Genomic DNA, 16,966 nt, shown 5'->3' on the forward strand with positions numbered 1-16,966 from the left:
TTGTCGCATCATAGAGAAAAAGTTGATAAGTGGCTACACTTAGCACTTTAAAAACTCAGCCTGTATTAGAATTTATCGCAAATGAATACACAACGTGAACAATTGATACAAACTTGGATTTCATCTGTACTTGGTTCAGATCAATTTGAAATTAACTTTTTAGCAGGCGATGCAAGCTTCCGTCGTTATGCAAGAATCAAATTGAATAATAAAACATTTATGCTCATGGATGCACCACCAGAAAAAGAAGATTGTGTGCCTTTTGTGACGATTGATGAATTTTTCGATGCTAATGGTGTTCGGGTACCGCATATTGTTGCGAAAGATTTAAATCAAGGCTTGTTGTTGCTTGAAGATTTTGGTGATGTTTTGCTGTCCACACAGTTGGATGATAATACGGTCGATGCTCATTATGAGCAGAGCTTTAAGCAGTTGATTCAATTGCAATCCATTGATGGTAAAGGGCATTTTCCTGCATATTCTTATGAAAAATTAATGACGGAAATGAGTCTGTTGACTGACTGGTTACTGCCTAGTTTACAGATTAAACCCTCCGATGCTGAATCTGCGCTGATTAAACGTACCTTTGCGATTTTAGCCAATGCTGCTTTAGCACAGCCACAAGTGATTGTGCACCGTGATTTCCACAGTCGAAATTTGATGCTTTTGGCCGATGAGCAAGAGCAAGGTGTGATTGACTTTCAGGATGCGGTGATTGGTGCGGATACTTACGATCTGATTTCAATTACACGCGATGCATATGTACAGTGGAATCCTGAGCGGGTTTATCAGTGGTTTAAAGTGTTTTATGGCTTGTTGCCTGCTACAGCAAAAGAAGGGCGTGACTTTGAGCAGTTTAAGCAAGATGCTGATTTAATGGCGATTCAAAGACATATTAAAATTTTGGGCATTTTTGTACGTTTATCTGAGCGTGATGGCAAATCAGGTTATCTCAAAGATTTACCACGGGTGATGTGGTATTTACTTGAAGAAAGTAAACCTTATGCAGAATTACAACCTTTTATGCAGTTTATGTGCGATAAAGTGATGCCGAAGTTTGAAGCAAAATATGGCAAATATGAGGTTGTTGCATGAAGGCGATGATTTTGGCAGCAGGGCTAGGCAACCGTATGCGCCCCCTCACACTGTATAAACCTAAACCCTTGCTCGAAGTCGGTGGTAAGCCCTTAATTGTTTGGCATATTGAGAAGCTCAAACAAATTGGGGTCACAGAAATTGTGATTAATTCAGCTTGGCTGGCGAATATATTGATTGGTGCTTTGGGTGATGGGTCACAGTTTGGGGTCGATATTCGCTGGACTCGTGAGGAAGAAGGGTTGGAAACGGCAGGTGGCATCATTAATGCTTTGCCACTTTTGGGTACACAACCTTTTATCTTAATCAATGGTGATGTCTGGACGACTTTTGACTTTGCATCATTACTCAATGTTGATTTGGGAGAGGATTTAGCCCATTTGGTTTTTGTTGCCAATCCAGTGCAGCATCCCAAAGGGGATTTTATTTTAAATCAAGGACGGGCTTATACCTTTGAACAAGAGCAGTCGGGTGAGGCGCTAACTTATAGTGGTGTTGCTGTGCTTCATCCACGTATGTTTGATGGACTAGACGCAGGTAAGAGACCATTGGCACCTTTGTTAAAAGAAGCGATGTCGGCCGGTAAAATTTCTGCTGAAAAAATGCAGGCAACATGGGTAGATGTTGGCACACCTGAGCGATTAAGTGATCTAGATCTACAGATTCGTCAAGGTAAGTACGTTTAAGTGCATAATCACTAAGCGTTAACTACTGTTCCACGGCTTAGAAATCGGTATACTTCAGTTTAATTTTATTGAGATGTCTTCTTTATGCATCCATTTTTTCAAGACTTAAAGCAAGGTAGTCAAAAGCTTGGCTTAGATTTGAGTGAAGAAGCATTAAATCTATTGCTGAAGTATCAAGATGCCCTTGTGCTGTGGAACAAAGCCTACAATTTAACAGCGATTCGTGATCCTAAAGAAATGCTGGTAAAGCATTTATTAGATAGTTTAAGTATTTTAAGAGATTTACCGCAGGGCCGTTTACTGGATATTGGGACAGGTGGTGGCATGCCAGGCATGATTATTGCTCTTTGCCAACCTGAGCGTCAATGTGTTCTGCTTGATTCAAATGGTAAAAAAATTCGTTTTTTAAAGCAGTTTATTGCAGACTTAAAATTGACCAATGTAATTGCAGTTCAAACGCGTGTTGAGAATGAAGAGAGCATTAACGAGCTTGGGCAGTTTGATGTTATTACCAGTCGCGCATTTGCATCTTTAACGGATTTCATCAGTGCATCTAAACCATATATGCATCAAGACAGCATTATTGCGTCGATGAAAGGTTTGATTCCACAGGATGAAGTCGAAGCATTTAAAGGTGAATTTAGCTGTGAAATTATTGCGTTAAAGGTTCCACGTTTGGACGAACAACGCCACTTACTTTTATTAAAACGTATCTAAAAAATTCAAAGGATTGGGCGGGTCATGGCACAAATTATTGCGATTGCGAACCAAAAAGGTGGTGTTGGTAAAACCACAACCGCAGTAAATTTGGCTGCATCTTTAGCAGTACTGAAAAAGCGGGTGTTATTGGTTGATATGGACTCGCAAGGTAATGCGACCATGGGTTCAGGCATTCAAAAAAATGACTTACTATATTCAGTGACCGATGTGTTGCTGGGCGAAGTGCCGATTGAAACTGCAATTACCAAAGCTGAGGTTGGCTATAAAGTTTTGGGTGCAAACCGTGATTTGGCTGGCGTAGAGTTGGCGATTGCTGAGCAAGAAGGTCGCGAGTTTATCCTTCGCGAGGCACTGAAAGAGGTCGAACAAGCATTTGACTACATCATTGTAGACTGTGCACCAAGTTTAAGTCTGATTACGGTCAATGCTTTGGCCGCAGTGGATGGTGTGATGATTCCAATGCAATGTGAATACTACGCTTTAGAAGGTTTGGCTGATTTAACACAAACGATTGATCGTATTCAACAAGCATTGAACCCAGAGTTAAAAATTATTGGTGTATTACGTACTATGTATGATGCACGTAATGCTCTGACACGGGATGTATCTGAAGAATTAGAACAATACTTCGGTAAGAAACTCTATGACACGGTCATTCCGCGTAATGTGCGATTGGCTGAGGCGCCAGCACATGGTTTACCTGTGATTTATTTTGAAAAAAGCTCAAAGGGCGCAGTGGCTTATTTACATTTGGCTGCTGAAATGATTAAGAAAAGCAAAGTGAAAAAAGGAAGTAACGCATGACCGTTAAGAAACGTGGACTAGCAAAAGGTCGTGGTTTAGATGCCTTACTTGGCTCAATCCAAAAAGAGAAATTACAACTTGAAGCACAAGCGCTTGATCATGGTCAACTCAAGCAGATTGATGTTCATTTATTACAACGCGGTGCATATCAACCACGTCGTTTTATCAATGAGCAAGACTTACAAGAGCTAGCTGCATCTATTGAAAAACATGGGGTGATGCAACCGATTGTGATTCGTCCAATTGACAATGAACAACATCCTTATGAAATTATTGCGGGTGAACGTCGTTGGCGTGCGGCGCAACTTGCAGGCTTAACAGAAGTTCCTGCTATTGTGAGGGACTTGAGCGATCAAGTTGCCATTGCACTGGCTTTAATCGAAAACATTCAGCGCCAAGATTTAAACCCTGTCGATCAGGCGATGGCATTACAACGTTTTCATGATGAATTTGGCTTGAGCCATCAGGAAATCGCTGACACGGTTGGTAAGGCGCGTACCACAGTAAGTAATTTACTTCGTTTATTGAGTCTTGCTGAACCTGTGAAAGATTTTATGCAACAGGGCTTACTCGATATGGGGCATGCGCGTGCCATTTTAACATTGAAGGCAAAAGATCAGCTCAAAGTTGCAGAGTTAGTAATTGAGAAGAGTTTGTCTGTACGTCAGACTGAACAATATGTTCGTGATTTTAATGCACCTAAGCAAGAAAAAGAAAAAACGGAAATTGCGCCTGATATTCAGCAGTTGACGCAACGTTTGACGGATCGTTTTAGCGCAAATGTCAAAATTGATCATAATAAACAAGGCAAAGGTAAGCTCACGATTCATTATCATTCACTCGATGAGTTGGATGGTATTTTGAATATTTGTTTGGCTGAATAATTTTATTTTCAATTTATAAATACTTGGGGAAGTGTTATGTGGGAATTGGTAAAAGCAGGGGGGTGGCTCATGCTCCCCCTTGTACTCTGTTCAATCTTTACTGTTGCGATTAGCTTGGAGCGTTTTATTCGCCTGAAAAAATCGACGGTTCTACCTAAAGATTTACTTTTGACTCCAACACAAAGCATACAAAGCATTTTGCCTAAACTTAAACAGTCTGATTTACAGACGACAACATTAGGGCGAATTTTGGAAGTGGGTTACCAAAGTAAAACTCAAGGTGAACAGTTTGCACGTGCACAGATGGAAGCAACAGCGTCTCAGGAAATTGGCTATCTTGAAAAAAATATTAATTTTCTAGGTACACTCAGTGCTGTTGCTCCGTTGTTAGGCTTATTAGGAACAGTACTTGGTATTATCGAGTCGTTCTTAATGATTGATATTGGTAACAGCAGTAATCCAACTTTGATGATTCCAGGGATTTCAAAAGCTTTGATTACGACAGCGGCAGGGATGTTCATTGCGATTCCAGCACTGTTTGCTTACCGCTATTTTCAGCGTTTAGTACAAGAATATATTGCTGAACTGGAACAGCAATCGACCTTGTTTCATGCTGCTTTATTTTATAAGCAATCTGAAACGTTGCTTGAAAATCATGATGATGTTGTGGTTAAACAAGCGAGCTAAGGTGAACGATGAAATTCAAGCGCACACAAGTTGAAGATATTCATATCAACCTCACACCAATGATTGATTGCTTATTGTTTATTTTGGTGTTTTTATTGCTGACCACCACATTTAATCAATTTAGCCGTATGAATTTAACCTTGCCCGATGCGCAGGGAGTTCCGCCCAAGACATTTGATCATAAAATTGAAGTTGTTGTTGATTCCACAGGACACTATTCAATCAATGGTCAGTCGATTGCATCGAAAGATACATCAGAATTAAATACCGCAATTAAACAGATTTCTAATGACCGTCGTGATCTAATGTTTGTGATTGCTGCTGATGCTAAAGCAACTCATCAAGATGTTATTCGTGTAATGGATGTGGCCGGTCAGCTTGGATTTGTAAATGTCAATATTAGTACGAAAGTGCCTTCCCGAGGTTATTAGTGAAACACGATTTTAAAGTTTATCTACGTCTACTGAGCTATTTAAAACCGTATTGGGGCGTAGCGATTCTTGTATTTATTGGTTTTGCTATAAATGCAGCGACAGAAGTTTCTGTCGCTAAATTGCTTGAAAAAATTATTGAGGCAATTCAGCATCGTGATCAAAGTTTCACTTCGCTATTTCCATTATTGGTTGTACTGGTGATGTTTTTTCGTGGGCTAGGTTTGTTTATGGGTGGCTATTTTACAGCCGTGATCTCAAGAAACTTGGTTTTTAACATTCGCCAAGTCGTCTTTGCTAAATTATTACGCTTGCCCTCACAGTATTATCTCGATAATAACAGTGGTCATATCACTGCAAAAATCATGTTTAATGTTGAGCAGTTAACGGCTGCATCTTCAGAGTCCTTAAAAACCATTGTTCAACAAGGCTTGATTACCATTGCTTTACTTGGCTATCTCATTTATAGCAATTGGCGTTTGACTTTATGTATTTTGATTTTTGCCCCGCTGATAGGTCTGCTTATTCGTAAAGCTGCGAAGCGTATGCGTAAGTTATCTATTCAAGTACAAAATACCATGGGTGATGTGAACCATGTTGTACAAGAAACAGTCAATGGTCACTTGGTGGTCAAAGGTTTTGGTGGTCAGACTTATGAGCAACAGCGTTTTAAAGATACGTCTATGGAAAATTTGCGACGTGGCTTAAAAATGGTGGTTGTACAACAATTAAATAGTCCGATTGTACAGCTTATTATGTCCATTTCGCTAAGTGTAGTGATGTGGATTGCGTTGCGTCCAGAAATCATGCAAGACACCAGTGCGGGCCAATTTGTGGCTTACATTACTGCAGCAGGTATGTTGAGCAAACCGATTAAAGCACTGACAGATGTGAATGAGAAGATTCAGCGTGGTATGGCTGCGGCACATTCTGTTTTTGAAATTTTAGACTTACCAGAAGAGAGAAATACGGGCACTTTAACGCCTGCGCTAAGAGGTAATATTGACTTTAAAGATGTGAATCTGGTGTATACCGATGGTCATCATGCGCTACATGATTTTAACCTCAGTGTAAAAGAGGGTGAAACTGTTGCGCTGGTGGGGCGTTCTGGTGCTGGTAAAACGTCTTTGGTAAATTTGTTAGTTCGTTTTCAAGACATGACATCAGGCCAGATTTTATTTGATGGCATTGATATCTACGACATTGAAATCAATAGTCTGCGTAATCAAGTTGCAATGGTTAATCAACAAGTGGTTTTATTTAACCGTACTGTGCGTGACAACATTGCCTATGGTCAGCTTGAAAATGCCTCTGATGAAGAGGTTGTTGCGGCAGCAAAAGCTGCGTATGCACATGATTTTATTATGGCATTACCGCAAGGTTATAACACCAAGTTGGGTGCACAAGGTCTTAATCTATCAGGTGGACAACGTCAACGTATTGCGATTGCTCGTGCAATTTTGAAAAACGCGCCTGTATTAATTCTAGATGAGGCAACCAGTGCACTTGATAATGAGTCTGAGTATTTTATTCAGCGTGCTTTTGATGCAGCTATGCGTGACCGTACAACGATTGTGATTGCCCATCGTTTATCGACGATTGAAAATGCAGACCGTATTGTGGTGATGGATAAAGGGCGTATAGTAGAGCAAGGTAGCCATGCCGAGCTTATTGCAAAACAAGGTGCCTACTATCAGCTCCATCAGCGTAATTTTGAGGAAAACTAAGCCATGTCAGGTGCGCAGTTTATTCAGGATGCTTGGAACTCACAGGCAAAGTGGTTAATTGTGCTTCGACCCTTGTCTTGGTTATATCGAGGTGGTTTTCTTCTGAACCGAAAACTGTATCGGTGTAATATTAAAAAAGCCTATACCGCTCCTGTTCCTGTGATGGTGATTGGCAATATCACTGTAGGCGGGAGTGGAAAAACACCGCTGTTGATTCATCTCGTCAGTTATTTGCAAAGTAAAAATATTCGAGTCGGAGTCATTAGTCGTGGTTATGGTGCAAAAGGGCCTTTTCCAGCACTGGTAGACTTAAACTCGGTGCCCGAATATGTCGGTGATGAGCCTACTTTGATTGTGCAGTCAACAGATGTACCTATGGCTGTGGGACCAAACCGACAAGAAAGCATAGAGCTCCTTTTATCGCATTCTCCTATTGATCTAATTATTAGTGATGATGGTCTGCAACACTGGGCATTGAACCGTCAAATTGAATGGATTGTGTTGGATAATAATCGTGGTTTAGGTAATGCGAAATTATTGCCTGAAGGTTATTTGCGCGAACCAAAGTCAAGGCTCAATGAAGGAACAGTAATTGAGCATGCCGATCATCCTACATATAGGATGCATATGCATTTAGAGGTCGCAGAGCCTTATTTGTTGAACAGCACTGAAGCCAAAGTATTTAATCGGCAAGATGACTTTTATGCTGTGGTGGGGATTGGATTTCCTCAGCGCTTTTATCGCACTTTAGAAGGGATGGGCGTGCAGCAGTTCCAGTGTCATGAATTTGCTGATCATCATGAATATGAATTAGAAGATTTGGTCTTTGATGATGCCAATCCGATCATTACTACTGAAAAAGATGCTGTTAAAATTTTAGCTTTGCTGAAACAAAACCCAAGTTATTCTCGTGATATTTGGGTTGTTCCTGTCGATGCTGTTTTGTCAGCCACATGTTATGACACTTTGCATCAACAACTTGCCTCTGTTGGTATTAAAATTTCTTAAGGTTTTTTATGAAACACATTGTTATCCCTGCGCGCTTTGCGAGCACACGTTTGTCTGGTAAACCTTTGCTTAAAATTCATGGTCGTGAAATGATTTTACGAGTGGTTGATCAGGCTAAAAAGGTAGAGGGTTTTGATGATTTGTGCGTCGCAACAGATGATCAGCGAATTTATGATCTCTGTAAAGCTGAAGGGGTGGATGTGGTGTTAACTTCGACAGATCATCCATCTGGTACAGACCGCCTAAGTGAAGTGGCAAAAATTAAGGGCTGGGCCAGCGAAGATATCATTGTGAATGTTCAAGGTGATGAACCGCTATTGCCTGCAAGTTTAGTTAAGCAAGTTGCACAGCTTTTAGAGACTCAGGTTGATTGTTCAATGTCGACTTTGTGTGAGCCCATTCAGCATCTAGATGAGTTTAAACGTGACAGTATTGTTAAGGTTGTGATGTCGAAATATAAGCAAGCACTATATTTCAGTCGTGCCACTATTCCTTATGACCGTGATGCAGCAAAACAAGCAGAACCAAGCTTACATCATCAAGCCTATCGCCATTTGGGGCTGTATGCTTATCGTGTGAAATTGCTTCAAGAGTATGTGACATGGGACATGGGGTCACTTGAAAAACTTGAAAGCTTAGAGCAACTACGTGTTTTAGAAAACGGTCATCGTATTGCGATAGATGTTGCAGAAGCGAATTTACCGCCAGGTGTCGATACTCAGGAAGATTTAGACCGACTCAATGCCATGGATGTGGCTCATTTTGCATAATTGGACTTAGGTTTTAGACATGAAACAAACCCTGCCTGAGCAGATTTATCCGTGGCATCAAAGTGTTTGGGAAACGTTGACGACACGATTTCCCAATATTGGTCATGGCTTATTGTTTTATGGCAGAAAAGGTTGTGGTAAAGAAACTTTTGCTGAGCAGTTTTTGGCTTGGGTGTTGTGTGCTAATCGACAAGCTAAGCAATTAGCCTGTGGTGAGTGTGGAAGTTGTCAGTGGTTAAAGGCGGATACACACCCTAACTATGTTCACATCACCACAGATGAAGACAATAAAAAGCAAAATGCCAAAATCAAAATTGAAAAAATCCGTGATCTTTTGCCTTTTGTACAACAAACCGTGGATGGTTGGCGTGTTGTCATGATTGAGCCGGCCGAAGCATTGAATATTGCATCAGCCAACGCGCTACTAAAAACGCTTGAAGAACCGGGTGATCGTGTTGTTATCATCTTATTGGCAGACCACTATTTAAAACTGCCTGCGACGATTCGTAGTCGTTTACAACACTTCGCTTTGGATCGGATTCAACCGCAACAAGCAGAGCAATTTTTAAATCAACATTTGCCCAATAGTGACTTAGCACAGCTACATTTGCTGATGAATTTATCTAACCACATGCCTTTGCAGGCTATTGCATTATCTGAGAGTGAATGGTTGGCTCAACGGGCTGAATTTTTAAAAGATTGGCAAAAGTTGGTGGTGGATAAAAATATGCCAATGGCAATTGCGACCAAGTGGAATAAAGTGCTCGCATTCAGTGATTTTATTCAAATGTTTGAGTACTTGTTGTCAGATTTGATTTGTGTCAAGCTAAATCAACAGTTGAAAAACACTGATTTGGATTTCAGTGTGCTAGCAGAACAGTATTCACTTGAAACGGTGTTTTCAATTTATGCTGAGCTACAACAGTCAAAACAATATATTGAACAAAATGTACAAACTAATTTAGTGCTCGACCAATTGTGTATTCGGTTGATGGATGTTTAAAACAGGGGAATTTTATGCAACCACGTATGGGCGGAATTATTCAAGCCAATATTCCAGATAAAGCAACGTTATATGCTAGTTATATGCCTTTTGTTGTAGGTGGTGGTTTGTTTATTCCATCTAAGCAGCCTGTGAAATTGGGCGAGGAAGTCTTTGTTTTGGCAACATTGCCAGAACAGTCGCAAAAAATTCCACTAACGGGCAAAGTTATTTGGGTTTCTCAAAAACAAAATGGAATCAAACTTCAAGGATTTGGGATTCAGCTTTCTGGAGAGAAAGGGGTTTATTACAAATCTGAGGCGGAAAAATTGCTTGCAGGTCTTAAGTCTGAAGGTCGAACTAGTTACACTATGTGATTATGTAAGTGAAGTAGGAAACGCCTGTGTTTGTAGATACGCATTGCCATTTAACCATGTTGGATTTAACGCCTTATGATGGGAGTTTAGATTTAGCATTAGCGCAGGCACGTGAAGCTGGCGTTCATCGCTTTATGAGCATCTCGGTTGATATTGATGACCATATTGAATTGGCAAAAATAGCGGCTCGTCATAACGATGTAGGTTATAGCGTTGGTGTGCATCCTTGTGAAGATCCTGAAACTATGGCGCGTGCAAGTACAGATTATTTAATTGAACTTGCACAACCTGAAAAGGTATGGGCGATTGGTGAGACTGGGCTTGATTACTTTCATAGCACAGATTTTATTGCAGAACAAAAAGACTGTTTTGCACGACATATTCATGCTTCACAAGCCGTAAAAAAACCAGTTGTTGTGCACACCCGTTCGGCGAAACAAGATACTGTGGATATTATTCGTGCTGAAAAATCAACGCATGGTATTTTGCATTGTTTTACTGAAGATTGGGAAACAGCCAAAGCAGTTTTAGATTGTGGTTATTATGTGTCATTTTCAGGTATTGTCTCTTTCAAAAATGCGCAAGACCTGCGTGATGTTGCAAAACAAGTTCCTTTAGACCGCCTCTTGATTGAAACGGATAGCCCCTATTTAGCGCCTATGCCGTATAGAGGAAAGTCTAATGAACCAAAGTACGTTCCTTATGTAGCAAAAGCCTTGGCAGACGTATATGATAAGTCCTTGGAAGAGATGGCTTTCATCACAACGCAGAATTTTGAAAACCTTCTCAAGATGAAGTAAATAAAATTGAAACGATAAAAGCGTATAAGAGAGTGATAGGGTGAAGATGGATCGTCAGGCTCAGTTTCGAGCGAGAGAAGCGTTAATTTTTCAAGTGGCTGAACAGTTGCTTTTAGAAAATGGCGAAGCAGGAATGACCCTTGATGCATTGGCAGCAGAATTGGATCTGGCAAAAGGTACGCTTTATAAGCATTTTCAAAGTAAAGATGAACTGTATATGTTGCTTATTATTCGTAATGAGCGCATGTTACTTGAAATGATTCAGGACACGGATAAGCAGTTCCCTGAACATTTAGCTTTTTTTATGCTTCATCATTTGCATCATCCTGAACGGACGGTGTTATTTCACCAAATCGAAGAGCGATTATCGACGACTGGTGTTGGGATCTACCATTTATTTACCGAGCTTTATCAAGTGCGTAAGCAACGTTTGCGTTTGATTATTCGTATGACGGAGCGGTATTTAGAGTCGATCGACAGCCAAATGACGGTACGCGATTATTTGGCTTCTATTTGGTCTTTAACGCATGGTGCGGCAGCCATTTTAAACTCTAGTTTTTATCAACGTTATTTGGGTTCGCGTGATACCTTGCGTGTTGCTTATATTGACCAAGCTTTGGCGATGCCTAAACAAATGGGTGCCGCGGGATATCTTGCTTAGCGGATTAGATCTATGAAACAGAAACCACCTTCAAGGATTCAAGGATTTACACTGGTTGAATTGATGGTGGTGATTGTGATTATGGCCATTATGGCATCATTGGTGATGTTGAATATCAATGGGGTTGATCAACGTAAAGCGGCGCAAGCCCGTGATTTTTTCATAATGGATGTGCAGAAAATTGCACGAGAAGCCAATGATCAGGCACGTGTGTTGGCATTAGAAATTCATCCTGCAACTGATGTCGCCGATTTTTCATATAATGTGATTGAATATAAAAATCCACAACTAACAGCTTTTACACCACAACAAAATAATACGATGCAAAATCAGCAAAAGTGGCAAGCATATATAGAGTTTCCTCAGCAAGTTTTAGCCAAGAATGTTTCTTTCGCAGTGCAATCTTTAGATTATGACGCTTCGAAAGCGGGAAATAATGATTTAATCCAAGAAAATGCCCCTAAATTGATTTGGCTGGGAAATGGGGAGGCTAAGCCTGTACGCGTTCAATTTTATTATGCGAATGAACCAGTGGGGGCGGAAATTGAAATTGATCATTTAGGTAAGATTAATGCGAGCTAAAAGTTTACAATATTGCCTGCATTCTTGTGCTCGGATGAAACAGTATTTCATGACTCCTCGTCCCTCAAACATAGCTTTGAGTCTTTCTTGCGAGGCAGTGCCCCTTAGATCGAATCTTGCTCGAATTAACCACTTCTCAGGATTTACATTGTTGGAGGTGATGGTTGCTCTGGCTATTTTTGCTACCGCAGCGGTCGCTTTAACCAAAGTAGGTATGCAATATACCCAGTCTACTGCACATGCAATTTTACGAACCAAAGCTCAATTTGTTGCTTTGAATGAAATTTCCATGATGGAAATCAATCGTGATTGGTTACAAGGTACAGCCTCTAAACAAATCACTCAGCAAGGAGAAACTTGGCAAATTGATAAATCGGCTCAGGCAACGATTAGTGCCAATGTCCAACGCGTCAATGTTCATGTGAGCTTGGTGAATACTGAAACTGGAAAAGTGGATTCAGGTGTTACGAGCTTGGTCTTTTTTAACCATCGTGATGGAAGCCAGCCATGAAACAACGCTCAGGCTTCACTTTGGTTGAGTTATTGGTGGCGATTGCAATTTTTGCTGTATTGTCCGCTTTGGGCTGGAAAGTGTTTGATTATCTAATCAAGATCAAAGATCGAAATACGCAACATGAGCAACGTTTAGGGCAGTTGCAAGAAGCTTATCAGCAATTGCTACGTGACTCGGTACAAATTGTTCCAATTACAGCCAATGTGGCTGATCAAATTCAGCCTGCTTTGGTACTGCAAGATGGGCAGCTTAGTTTTAGTAAAACGGGTGTGACAGATCCTTTAATGCAAGGTATACCACCTGAAGAACGGGTTGAATATGTTTACAAAGCAGATGAAAAAAAACTGTATCGTTATAAATATAAAAACTTAAATCAAATAGGTCATGACCAACCTGAAACCAGTGTCTTAATGGAGTCGGTCGATCAATTTCAAGTGATGGTGCTCAATCCAAATGAATTAGCACAGTGGCCTGAAGCAACATTAAATGATCATGATCTAGCACAGGCCAAGCTGTTGCCTCGAGGTTTAAAAATAAACCTCACAGTCAATGATGAGCGTTATGAATGGATATTTAGTTTGTTAAATACCGACTTTTTAAAACAAAAAGATTAAGTTGTAGGACATGAAACACGCGGGCTTTATACCAAACCATTTGTTTTTAAATATATTCGTTGCGAATAGGGGCACCTTTTGATGCGGTTTCAGCGTGGTATTGCATTGATTACGATTTTGGTGATGGTGGCTTTAGCAACTATCCTCGCTGCGACTATTGCGAAACATCAGCGCAATACGGCTGAGAGTACTGCTTATCTAATGAGACAAAACCAAGCCTTGTTATATGCAAAAAGTGCTGAAGCTTTTTTTGCTGAATTGTTGGTGGATGATGCACAGAATGCTGCGGATGTTGATCATCTACAAGAAACGTGGGCAAAGCCTATGCCTGCTTTTCCAGTCGAGGATGGTTTTGTTTCAGGGCGTTTGGAAGATCAGTCGGGTAAATTTAATTTAAATGGGCTGCTTAAATCAGATGGAACAGTCAATGAAGCTGCAAAACTCTGGTTTGAAAAATTGTTAGAGCGTGTTGGATTGCCTGCACAACTTTCAGAAGCAGTCATTGACTGGCAAGATGAAAATGACGAAGTCGGTGGGTCGATGGGCGCAGAATCGACTTATTATCAAAGTTTAGCTCAAGGTTATTTACCAGCAAATCGACCTTTTTATAATATCGAGCAGTTGAAGTTGGTTCGTGGTTTTGAAGGTCGTAATTATCAACTTATCGCACCTTATGTCAGTGCATTATCGAGCAATGCCTTAAAGGTGAATATAAATACAGCACCTGCGTTGGTATTGGCAAGTATTGACCCGAAACTGGATATATCAGCTATTCAAAACATGCAAAAACAACAACAGGCCAGTCTTAAACATTTTTCTAATGTCAGTGAGCTGTGGGAAATTGATCCGTTTAATCAGATTGAAGAAGAGCAGCGGGCTGCGGTTAATGATTTTCTGGGTGTTCAATCCAATTATTTTAAAGTAAGAATAGACGTGATGCTCAATGAGCGTAAACGTCAATTTAGTAGTGATTTGGTGCGAAAAGAACAAACTGTTTATGTGGCATATCGAAGTATGGCACCGTTTTAAACGTCGTTGGGCAGGTTGATATGATTTGTCAATCGACTTCAACAATAAAATAAATGAGCATCTATTAACTTTTGCTTTATAATTAAAGTTAATCCTCAGAAAGTTTGATTGCATTACGACATATGTTAATTCGTAAGTTATTTAAGTTTGAAAATGCCCATATTGTACGTAATTGTACTTCGGATCGTTGTAAGCGTTCGATTCATGGTCATAGCTACAAAGTAGAATTACTTCTCAAAGCCTCTAAATTGGATCATGGTCAAATGGTCTATGACTTTGGTTTGCTCAAAGGTGTGATTAAAGATCTTTATGATTCTTTTGATCATGCAATTTGTTTTTGGCAAAACGACGATCCTGAATATATTCAAGCCTGTAAAACATTTAGTGCGCGTTGGGTATCTTTACCAGTTTCACCATCCGCTGAGCAATTTTCGCGTATCTTCTTTTACCTTGCCCAACAAGTACTTGCTTCGACTGTAACTCAAAACGGTGAGGGTGACGTGGAAGTGTATTCTGTGATTGTGCATGAAACAGATACGGGTTATGCGCAAAGCTTTATTGAAGATATTGAAAATGAGCAGATGGGACTTTTAGCTCTTAATGAAATAGAATTTTCAGAGCAAATTCAAGCAGAATGGAATGATACTGAAATGTATAGCAGGTTAAAAGAAGGTATCAAATTTCATAATCCGAATGTAGAATTGCAAGTCAAATTGTGAAATTTGTCACAGAATGTAAAGTCAAGGAATAAGGCGCAAGTATGTCTTTAACAGAACAACAGCAAACCAAGCTTGATAAAATTCAGCTGGATGCCAGTTGGAAATATGGATTAAGTGATTTTTTACTGAGTCCAAAAATGGATGCGTTAAAGCAATTTCTTGTTACAGAAATCAAGGCGAATAAAGTGATTTATCCGCCAAATGCACTGATTTTTAATGCATTTAATACAACACCATTGTCAAGTGTAAAAGTAGTGATTCTAGGACAAGACCCATATCATGGACCCGATCAGGCGCATGGACTCAGTTTTTCCGTACAAAGAGGGCTTGCTTTACCGCCATCTTTACGTAATATTTTCCATGAGTTAAATAAAGATTTAGGTATTGAAATACCTAAACATGGGGATTTAACTCGTTGGGCGCAGCAAGGTGTTTTGCTGTTGAATAGTGTATTAACCGTTGAAGCTGGTCAACCGACATCACATCAAAAACAAGGTTGGGAAGACTTTACTGATCATGTGATTGATGTGTTAAATGAACAGCGAGAGCATATTGTTTTTATTCTTTGGGGAGCATATGCGCAGCGGAAAGGACAACGGATTGATCAAGAAAAACATTTGGTGTTAAAGGCGGCACATCCGTCACCTTTGGCAGCAAACCGTGGTGGATTCTTCGGTTGTAAAGTTTTTTCAAAATCCAATAATTATCTTAAACAACATGGCATTGAGCCTATAGACTGGCAGCTGGACGCATGACATATTCTCCCGTTTCTAAAAACTACCATCCAGATTTGATTGTAGAAGAAGCAAAAAATGGTTGGCGCATTGTTCGTCTGAATCGACCAAAATCACTTCATGCTTTGGATGAAACGATCGTTTCTGCTCTATTTGAAGTATTTCAAGACTTTCATAATGATGATGCTGTTAAAGCCATTTGGTTAGATTCTACGACACCAAAAGCATTCTGTGCGGGTGGTGATGTGCGTAAGCTGCGTCAATTGGTGATTAATGACGAAGTAGCGACAGCAAATAAATTCTTTGAACAAGAATATGCACTGGACCTACTATTGCATAATTATGCAAAACCAGTATTGGTGTGGGGCGAAGGTTATGTGATGGGTGGTGGTTTAGGTCTGTTTATGGCTGCGCCATTCCGTTTGGTCACACCGCATTCACGTTTGGCGATGCCTGAGATTAATATCGGTTTGTATCCAGATGTTGGCGCAACGCGCTTCTTGGCAGATCGTGGTGCTATTGGCTTGTTTACTGGCTTAACGGGTTCAATTATGACGGCAGCTGGCGCATATGGTATAGGCTGGGCCACCCATATTTGTGATACGCAACGTAGTACCGTGCTTGAAAAGTTGATCAATATTGATTGGAGCCATTATCCAGCAGGTGACTTTAGAGCGATTGATGATACCTTAAATAGTATGCACCGCCCAGTAGGTCCAGGCCCACTACAAAACTCGTTGGATGTGATTCATAGTGTATGTCGTGGTGTGAACTTCGAGCATGATTATGATGCTATTGTTGGTTTAAGTGATGCGCGTAGCGATTGGCTTCGTCAAGCCAGTGAGAACTTGCAAAAAGGTTCACCTACAACTGCAGCATTAACATGGCTGTTATGGCAGTGGGGCAAGCAAGTTCATTCATGGAATGAAGTTTTTGAGCTTGAGACACAAATTTCTGACTGGAAAATTCGCCATGCAGATTTCGTTGAGGGTGTACGTGCGCGCTTAGTGGATAAAGATTTGTCACCAGCATGGAAACAAGGGGTTAATAATAGCTTAAAAGGTATTTTTGCTGGAAACCCGCCAACGACAACTATCGCAAGTTGGAACGAACTTCTTAAGCATTACGATCTAATTTGACTT

At 40.4% G+C, this 16,966-nt stretch carries 21 protein-coding genes; all 21 read left to right on the forward strand.

Annotation, left to right across the window (positions count from 1 at the left end; translation table 11 throughout):
* The first annotated feature begins 81 nt into the window (after positions 1–81).
* Positions 82–1,095, forward strand: a complete 1,014-nt coding sequence (locus ACE01U_RS13590; protein WP_395579720.1) for an aminoglycoside phosphotransferase family protein — start codon at positions 82–84, stop codon at positions 1,093–1,095.
* Positions 1,092–1,781, forward strand: a complete 690-nt coding sequence (murU, locus tag ACE01U_RS13595; protein WP_119063419.1) for an N-acetylmuramate alpha-1-phosphate uridylyltransferase MurU — start codon at positions 1,092–1,094, stop codon at positions 1,779–1,781. Before ACE01U_RS13590 ends, murU begins: the two co-directional genes overlap by 4 nt.
* An 84-nt stretch (positions 1,782–1,865) precedes the next feature.
* Entirely contained in the window at positions 1,866–2,498 is a 633-nt protein-coding gene (gene rsmG, locus ACE01U_RS13600) for a 16S rRNA (guanine(527)-N(7))-methyltransferase RsmG (protein WP_119063420.1), read from the forward strand.
* Positions 2,499–2,522: 24 nt separating this feature from the next.
* The gene (locus ACE01U_RS13605; protein ID WP_086210149.1) at positions 2,523–3,305 is read left to right on the forward strand and encodes a ParA family protein; all 783 of its coding nucleotides are present in this window, start codon (positions 2,523–2,525) and stop codon (positions 3,303–3,305) included.
* Positions 3,302–4,189 (forward strand): ParB/RepB/Spo0J family partition protein, encoded by an 888-nt coding sequence (locus ACE01U_RS13610; RefSeq protein WP_086210148.1) that lies wholly within the window; start codon positions 3,302–3,304, stop codon positions 4,187–4,189. Before ACE01U_RS13605 ends, ACE01U_RS13610 begins: the two co-directional genes overlap by 4 nt.
* 36 nt (positions 4,190–4,225) lie before the next feature.
* A complete protein-coding gene (locus ACE01U_RS13615) occupies positions 4,226–4,876 on the forward strand; it encodes a MotA/TolQ/ExbB proton channel family protein (protein WP_395579723.1) in 651 nt (216 codons plus the stop codon).
* Positions 4,877–4,884: 8 nt separating this feature from the next.
* The gene (locus ACE01U_RS13620; RefSeq protein ID WP_086210146.1) at positions 4,885–5,307 is read left to right on the forward strand and encodes an ExbD/TolR family protein; all 423 of its coding nucleotides are present in this window, start codon (positions 4,885–4,887) and stop codon (positions 5,305–5,307) included.
* Positions 5,307–7,034, forward strand: coding sequence for a lipid A export permease/ATP-binding protein MsbA (gene msbA, locus ACE01U_RS13625; RefSeq protein WP_395579725.1), 1,728 nt, complete (start codon positions 5,307–5,309; stop codon positions 7,032–7,034). Before ACE01U_RS13620 ends, msbA begins: the two co-directional genes overlap by 1 nt.
* Positions 7,035–7,037: 3 nt before the next feature.
* The gene (gene lpxK, locus ACE01U_RS13630) at positions 7,038–8,042 is read left to right on the forward strand and encodes a tetraacyldisaccharide 4'-kinase (protein WP_086210144.1); all 1,005 of its coding nucleotides are present in this window, start codon (positions 7,038–7,040) and stop codon (positions 8,040–8,042) included.
* 8 nt (positions 8,043–8,050) lie between these two features.
* Positions 8,051–8,812, forward strand: coding sequence for a 3-deoxy-manno-octulosonate cytidylyltransferase (gene kdsB, locus ACE01U_RS13635; protein WP_110973932.1), 762 nt, complete (start codon positions 8,051–8,053; stop codon positions 8,810–8,812).
* A gap of 19 nt (positions 8,813–8,831) precedes the next feature.
* Positions 8,832–9,815, forward strand: a complete 984-nt coding sequence (locus ACE01U_RS13640) for a DNA polymerase III subunit delta' (protein WP_395579728.1) — start codon at positions 8,832–8,834, stop codon at positions 9,813–9,815.
* A 14-nt stretch (positions 9,816–9,829) separates the two neighbouring features.
* Positions 9,830–10,171, forward strand: a complete 342-nt coding sequence (locus tag ACE01U_RS13645) for a PilZ domain-containing protein (RefSeq protein ID WP_086210141.1) — start codon at positions 9,830–9,832, stop codon at positions 10,169–10,171.
* Between the two features lie 26 nt (positions 10,172–10,197).
* Complete coding sequence (locus ACE01U_RS13650) at positions 10,198–10,971, forward strand: TatD family hydrolase (RefSeq protein WP_110973935.1); 774 nt, start codon at positions 10,198–10,200, stop codon at positions 10,969–10,971.
* 46 nt (positions 10,972–11,017) lie between these two features.
* A complete protein-coding gene (locus ACE01U_RS13655) occupies positions 11,018–11,632 on the forward strand; it encodes a TetR/AcrR family transcriptional regulator (protein ID WP_086210139.1) in 615 nt (204 codons plus the stop codon).
* 12 nt (positions 11,633–11,644) lie between these two features.
* Complete coding sequence (locus tag ACE01U_RS13660) at positions 11,645–12,214, forward strand: type II secretion system protein (protein ID WP_395579730.1); 570 nt, start codon at positions 11,645–11,647, stop codon at positions 12,212–12,214.
* A 49-nt stretch (positions 12,215–12,263) separates the two neighbouring features.
* A complete protein-coding gene (gene gspI / locus ACE01U_RS13665; RefSeq protein WP_395579732.1) occupies positions 12,264–12,725 on the forward strand; it encodes a type II secretion system minor pseudopilin GspI in 462 nt (153 codons plus the stop codon).
* Complete coding sequence (gene gspJ / locus ACE01U_RS13670) at positions 12,722–13,342, forward strand: type II secretion system minor pseudopilin GspJ (RefSeq protein ID WP_395579733.1); 621 nt, start codon at positions 12,722–12,724, stop codon at positions 13,340–13,342. The genes gspI and gspJ overlap by 4 nt, the downstream gene beginning before the upstream one ends.
* A 78-nt stretch (positions 13,343–13,420) precedes the next feature.
* Positions 13,421–14,371: a type II secretion system minor pseudopilin GspK gene (gspK, locus tag ACE01U_RS13675; RefSeq protein ID WP_151706391.1), complete on the forward strand. Its 951-nt coding sequence runs from the start codon at positions 13,421–13,423 to the stop codon at positions 14,369–14,371.
* Between the two features lie 122 nt (positions 14,372–14,493).
* Positions 14,494–15,090, forward strand: a complete 597-nt coding sequence (locus tag ACE01U_RS13680; RefSeq protein ID WP_086210135.1) for a 6-pyruvoyl trahydropterin synthase family protein — start codon at positions 14,494–14,496, stop codon at positions 15,088–15,090.
* A gap of 41 nt (positions 15,091–15,131) precedes the next feature.
* The gene (gene ung / locus ACE01U_RS13685; protein WP_395579735.1) at positions 15,132–15,845 is read left to right on the forward strand and encodes a uracil-DNA glycosylase; all 714 of its coding nucleotides are present in this window, start codon (positions 15,132–15,134) and stop codon (positions 15,843–15,845) included.
* The gene (locus tag ACE01U_RS13690) at positions 15,842–16,963 is read left to right on the forward strand and encodes an enoyl-CoA hydratase/isomerase family protein (protein WP_086210133.1); all 1,122 of its coding nucleotides are present in this window, start codon (positions 15,842–15,844) and stop codon (positions 16,961–16,963) included. Before ung ends, ACE01U_RS13690 begins: the two co-directional genes overlap by 4 nt.
* The last annotated feature ends 3 nt before the right edge of the window (positions 16,964–16,966 follow it).

Source organism: Acinetobacter halobius (assembly GCF_044130335.1).
GTDB lineage: Bacteria > Pseudomonadota > Gammaproteobacteria > Pseudomonadales > Moraxellaceae > Acinetobacter.

Coding starts and splice junctions, on each gene's coding strand:
- ACE01U_RS13615 (WP_395579723.1), top strand. CDS start 4,226: ATGTGGGAATTGGTAAAAGCAGGGGGGTGGCTCATGCTCCCCCTTGTA.
- ung (WP_395579735.1), top strand. CDS start 15,132: ATGTCTTTAACAGAACAACAGCAAACCAAGCTTGATAAAATTCAGCTG.
- kdsB (WP_110973932.1), top strand. CDS start 8,051: ATGAAACACATTGTTATCCCTGCGCGCTTTGCGAGCACACGTTTGTCT.
- ACE01U_RS13690 (WP_086210133.1), top strand. CDS start 15,842: ATGACATATTCTCCCGTTTCTAAAAACTACCATCCAGATTTGATTGTA.
- ACE01U_RS13645 (WP_086210141.1), top strand. CDS start 9,830: ATGCAACCACGTATGGGCGGAATTATTCAAGCCAATATTCCAGATAAA.
- lpxK (WP_086210144.1), top strand. CDS start 7,038: ATGTCAGGTGCGCAGTTTATTCAGGATGCTTGGAACTCACAGGCAAAG.
- gspI (WP_395579732.1), top strand. CDS start 12,264: ATGACTCCTCGTCCCTCAAACATAGCTTTGAGTCTTTCTTGCGAGGCA.
- ACE01U_RS13590 (WP_395579720.1), top strand. CDS start 82: ATGAATACACAACGTGAACAATTGATACAAACTTGGATTTCATCTGTA.
- ACE01U_RS13640 (WP_395579728.1), top strand. CDS start 8,832: ATGAAACAAACCCTGCCTGAGCAGATTTATCCGTGGCATCAAAGTGTT.
- murU (WP_119063419.1), top strand. CDS start 1,092: ATGAAGGCGATGATTTTGGCAGCAGGGCTAGGCAACCGTATGCGCCCC.
- ACE01U_RS13660 (WP_395579730.1), top strand. CDS start 11,645: ATGAAACAGAAACCACCTTCAAGGATTCAAGGATTTACACTGGTTGAA.
- rsmG (WP_119063420.1), top strand. CDS start 1,866: ATGCATCCATTTTTTCAAGACTTAAAGCAAGGTAGTCAAAAGCTTGGC.
- ACE01U_RS13620 (WP_086210146.1), top strand. CDS start 4,885: ATGAAATTCAAGCGCACACAAGTTGAAGATATTCATATCAACCTCACA.
- ACE01U_RS13610 (WP_086210148.1), top strand. CDS start 3,302: ATGACCGTTAAGAAACGTGGACTAGCAAAAGGTCGTGGTTTAGATGCC.
- ACE01U_RS13605 (WP_086210149.1), top strand. CDS start 2,523: ATGGCACAAATTATTGCGATTGCGAACCAAAAAGGTGGTGTTGGTAAA.
- gspJ (WP_395579733.1), top strand. CDS start 12,722: ATGAAACAACGCTCAGGCTTCACTTTGGTTGAGTTATTGGTGGCGATT.
- ACE01U_RS13680 (WP_086210135.1), top strand. CDS start 14,494: ATGTTAATTCGTAAGTTATTTAAGTTTGAAAATGCCCATATTGTACGT.
- ACE01U_RS13655 (WP_086210139.1), top strand. CDS start 11,018: ATGGATCGTCAGGCTCAGTTTCGAGCGAGAGAAGCGTTAATTTTTCAA.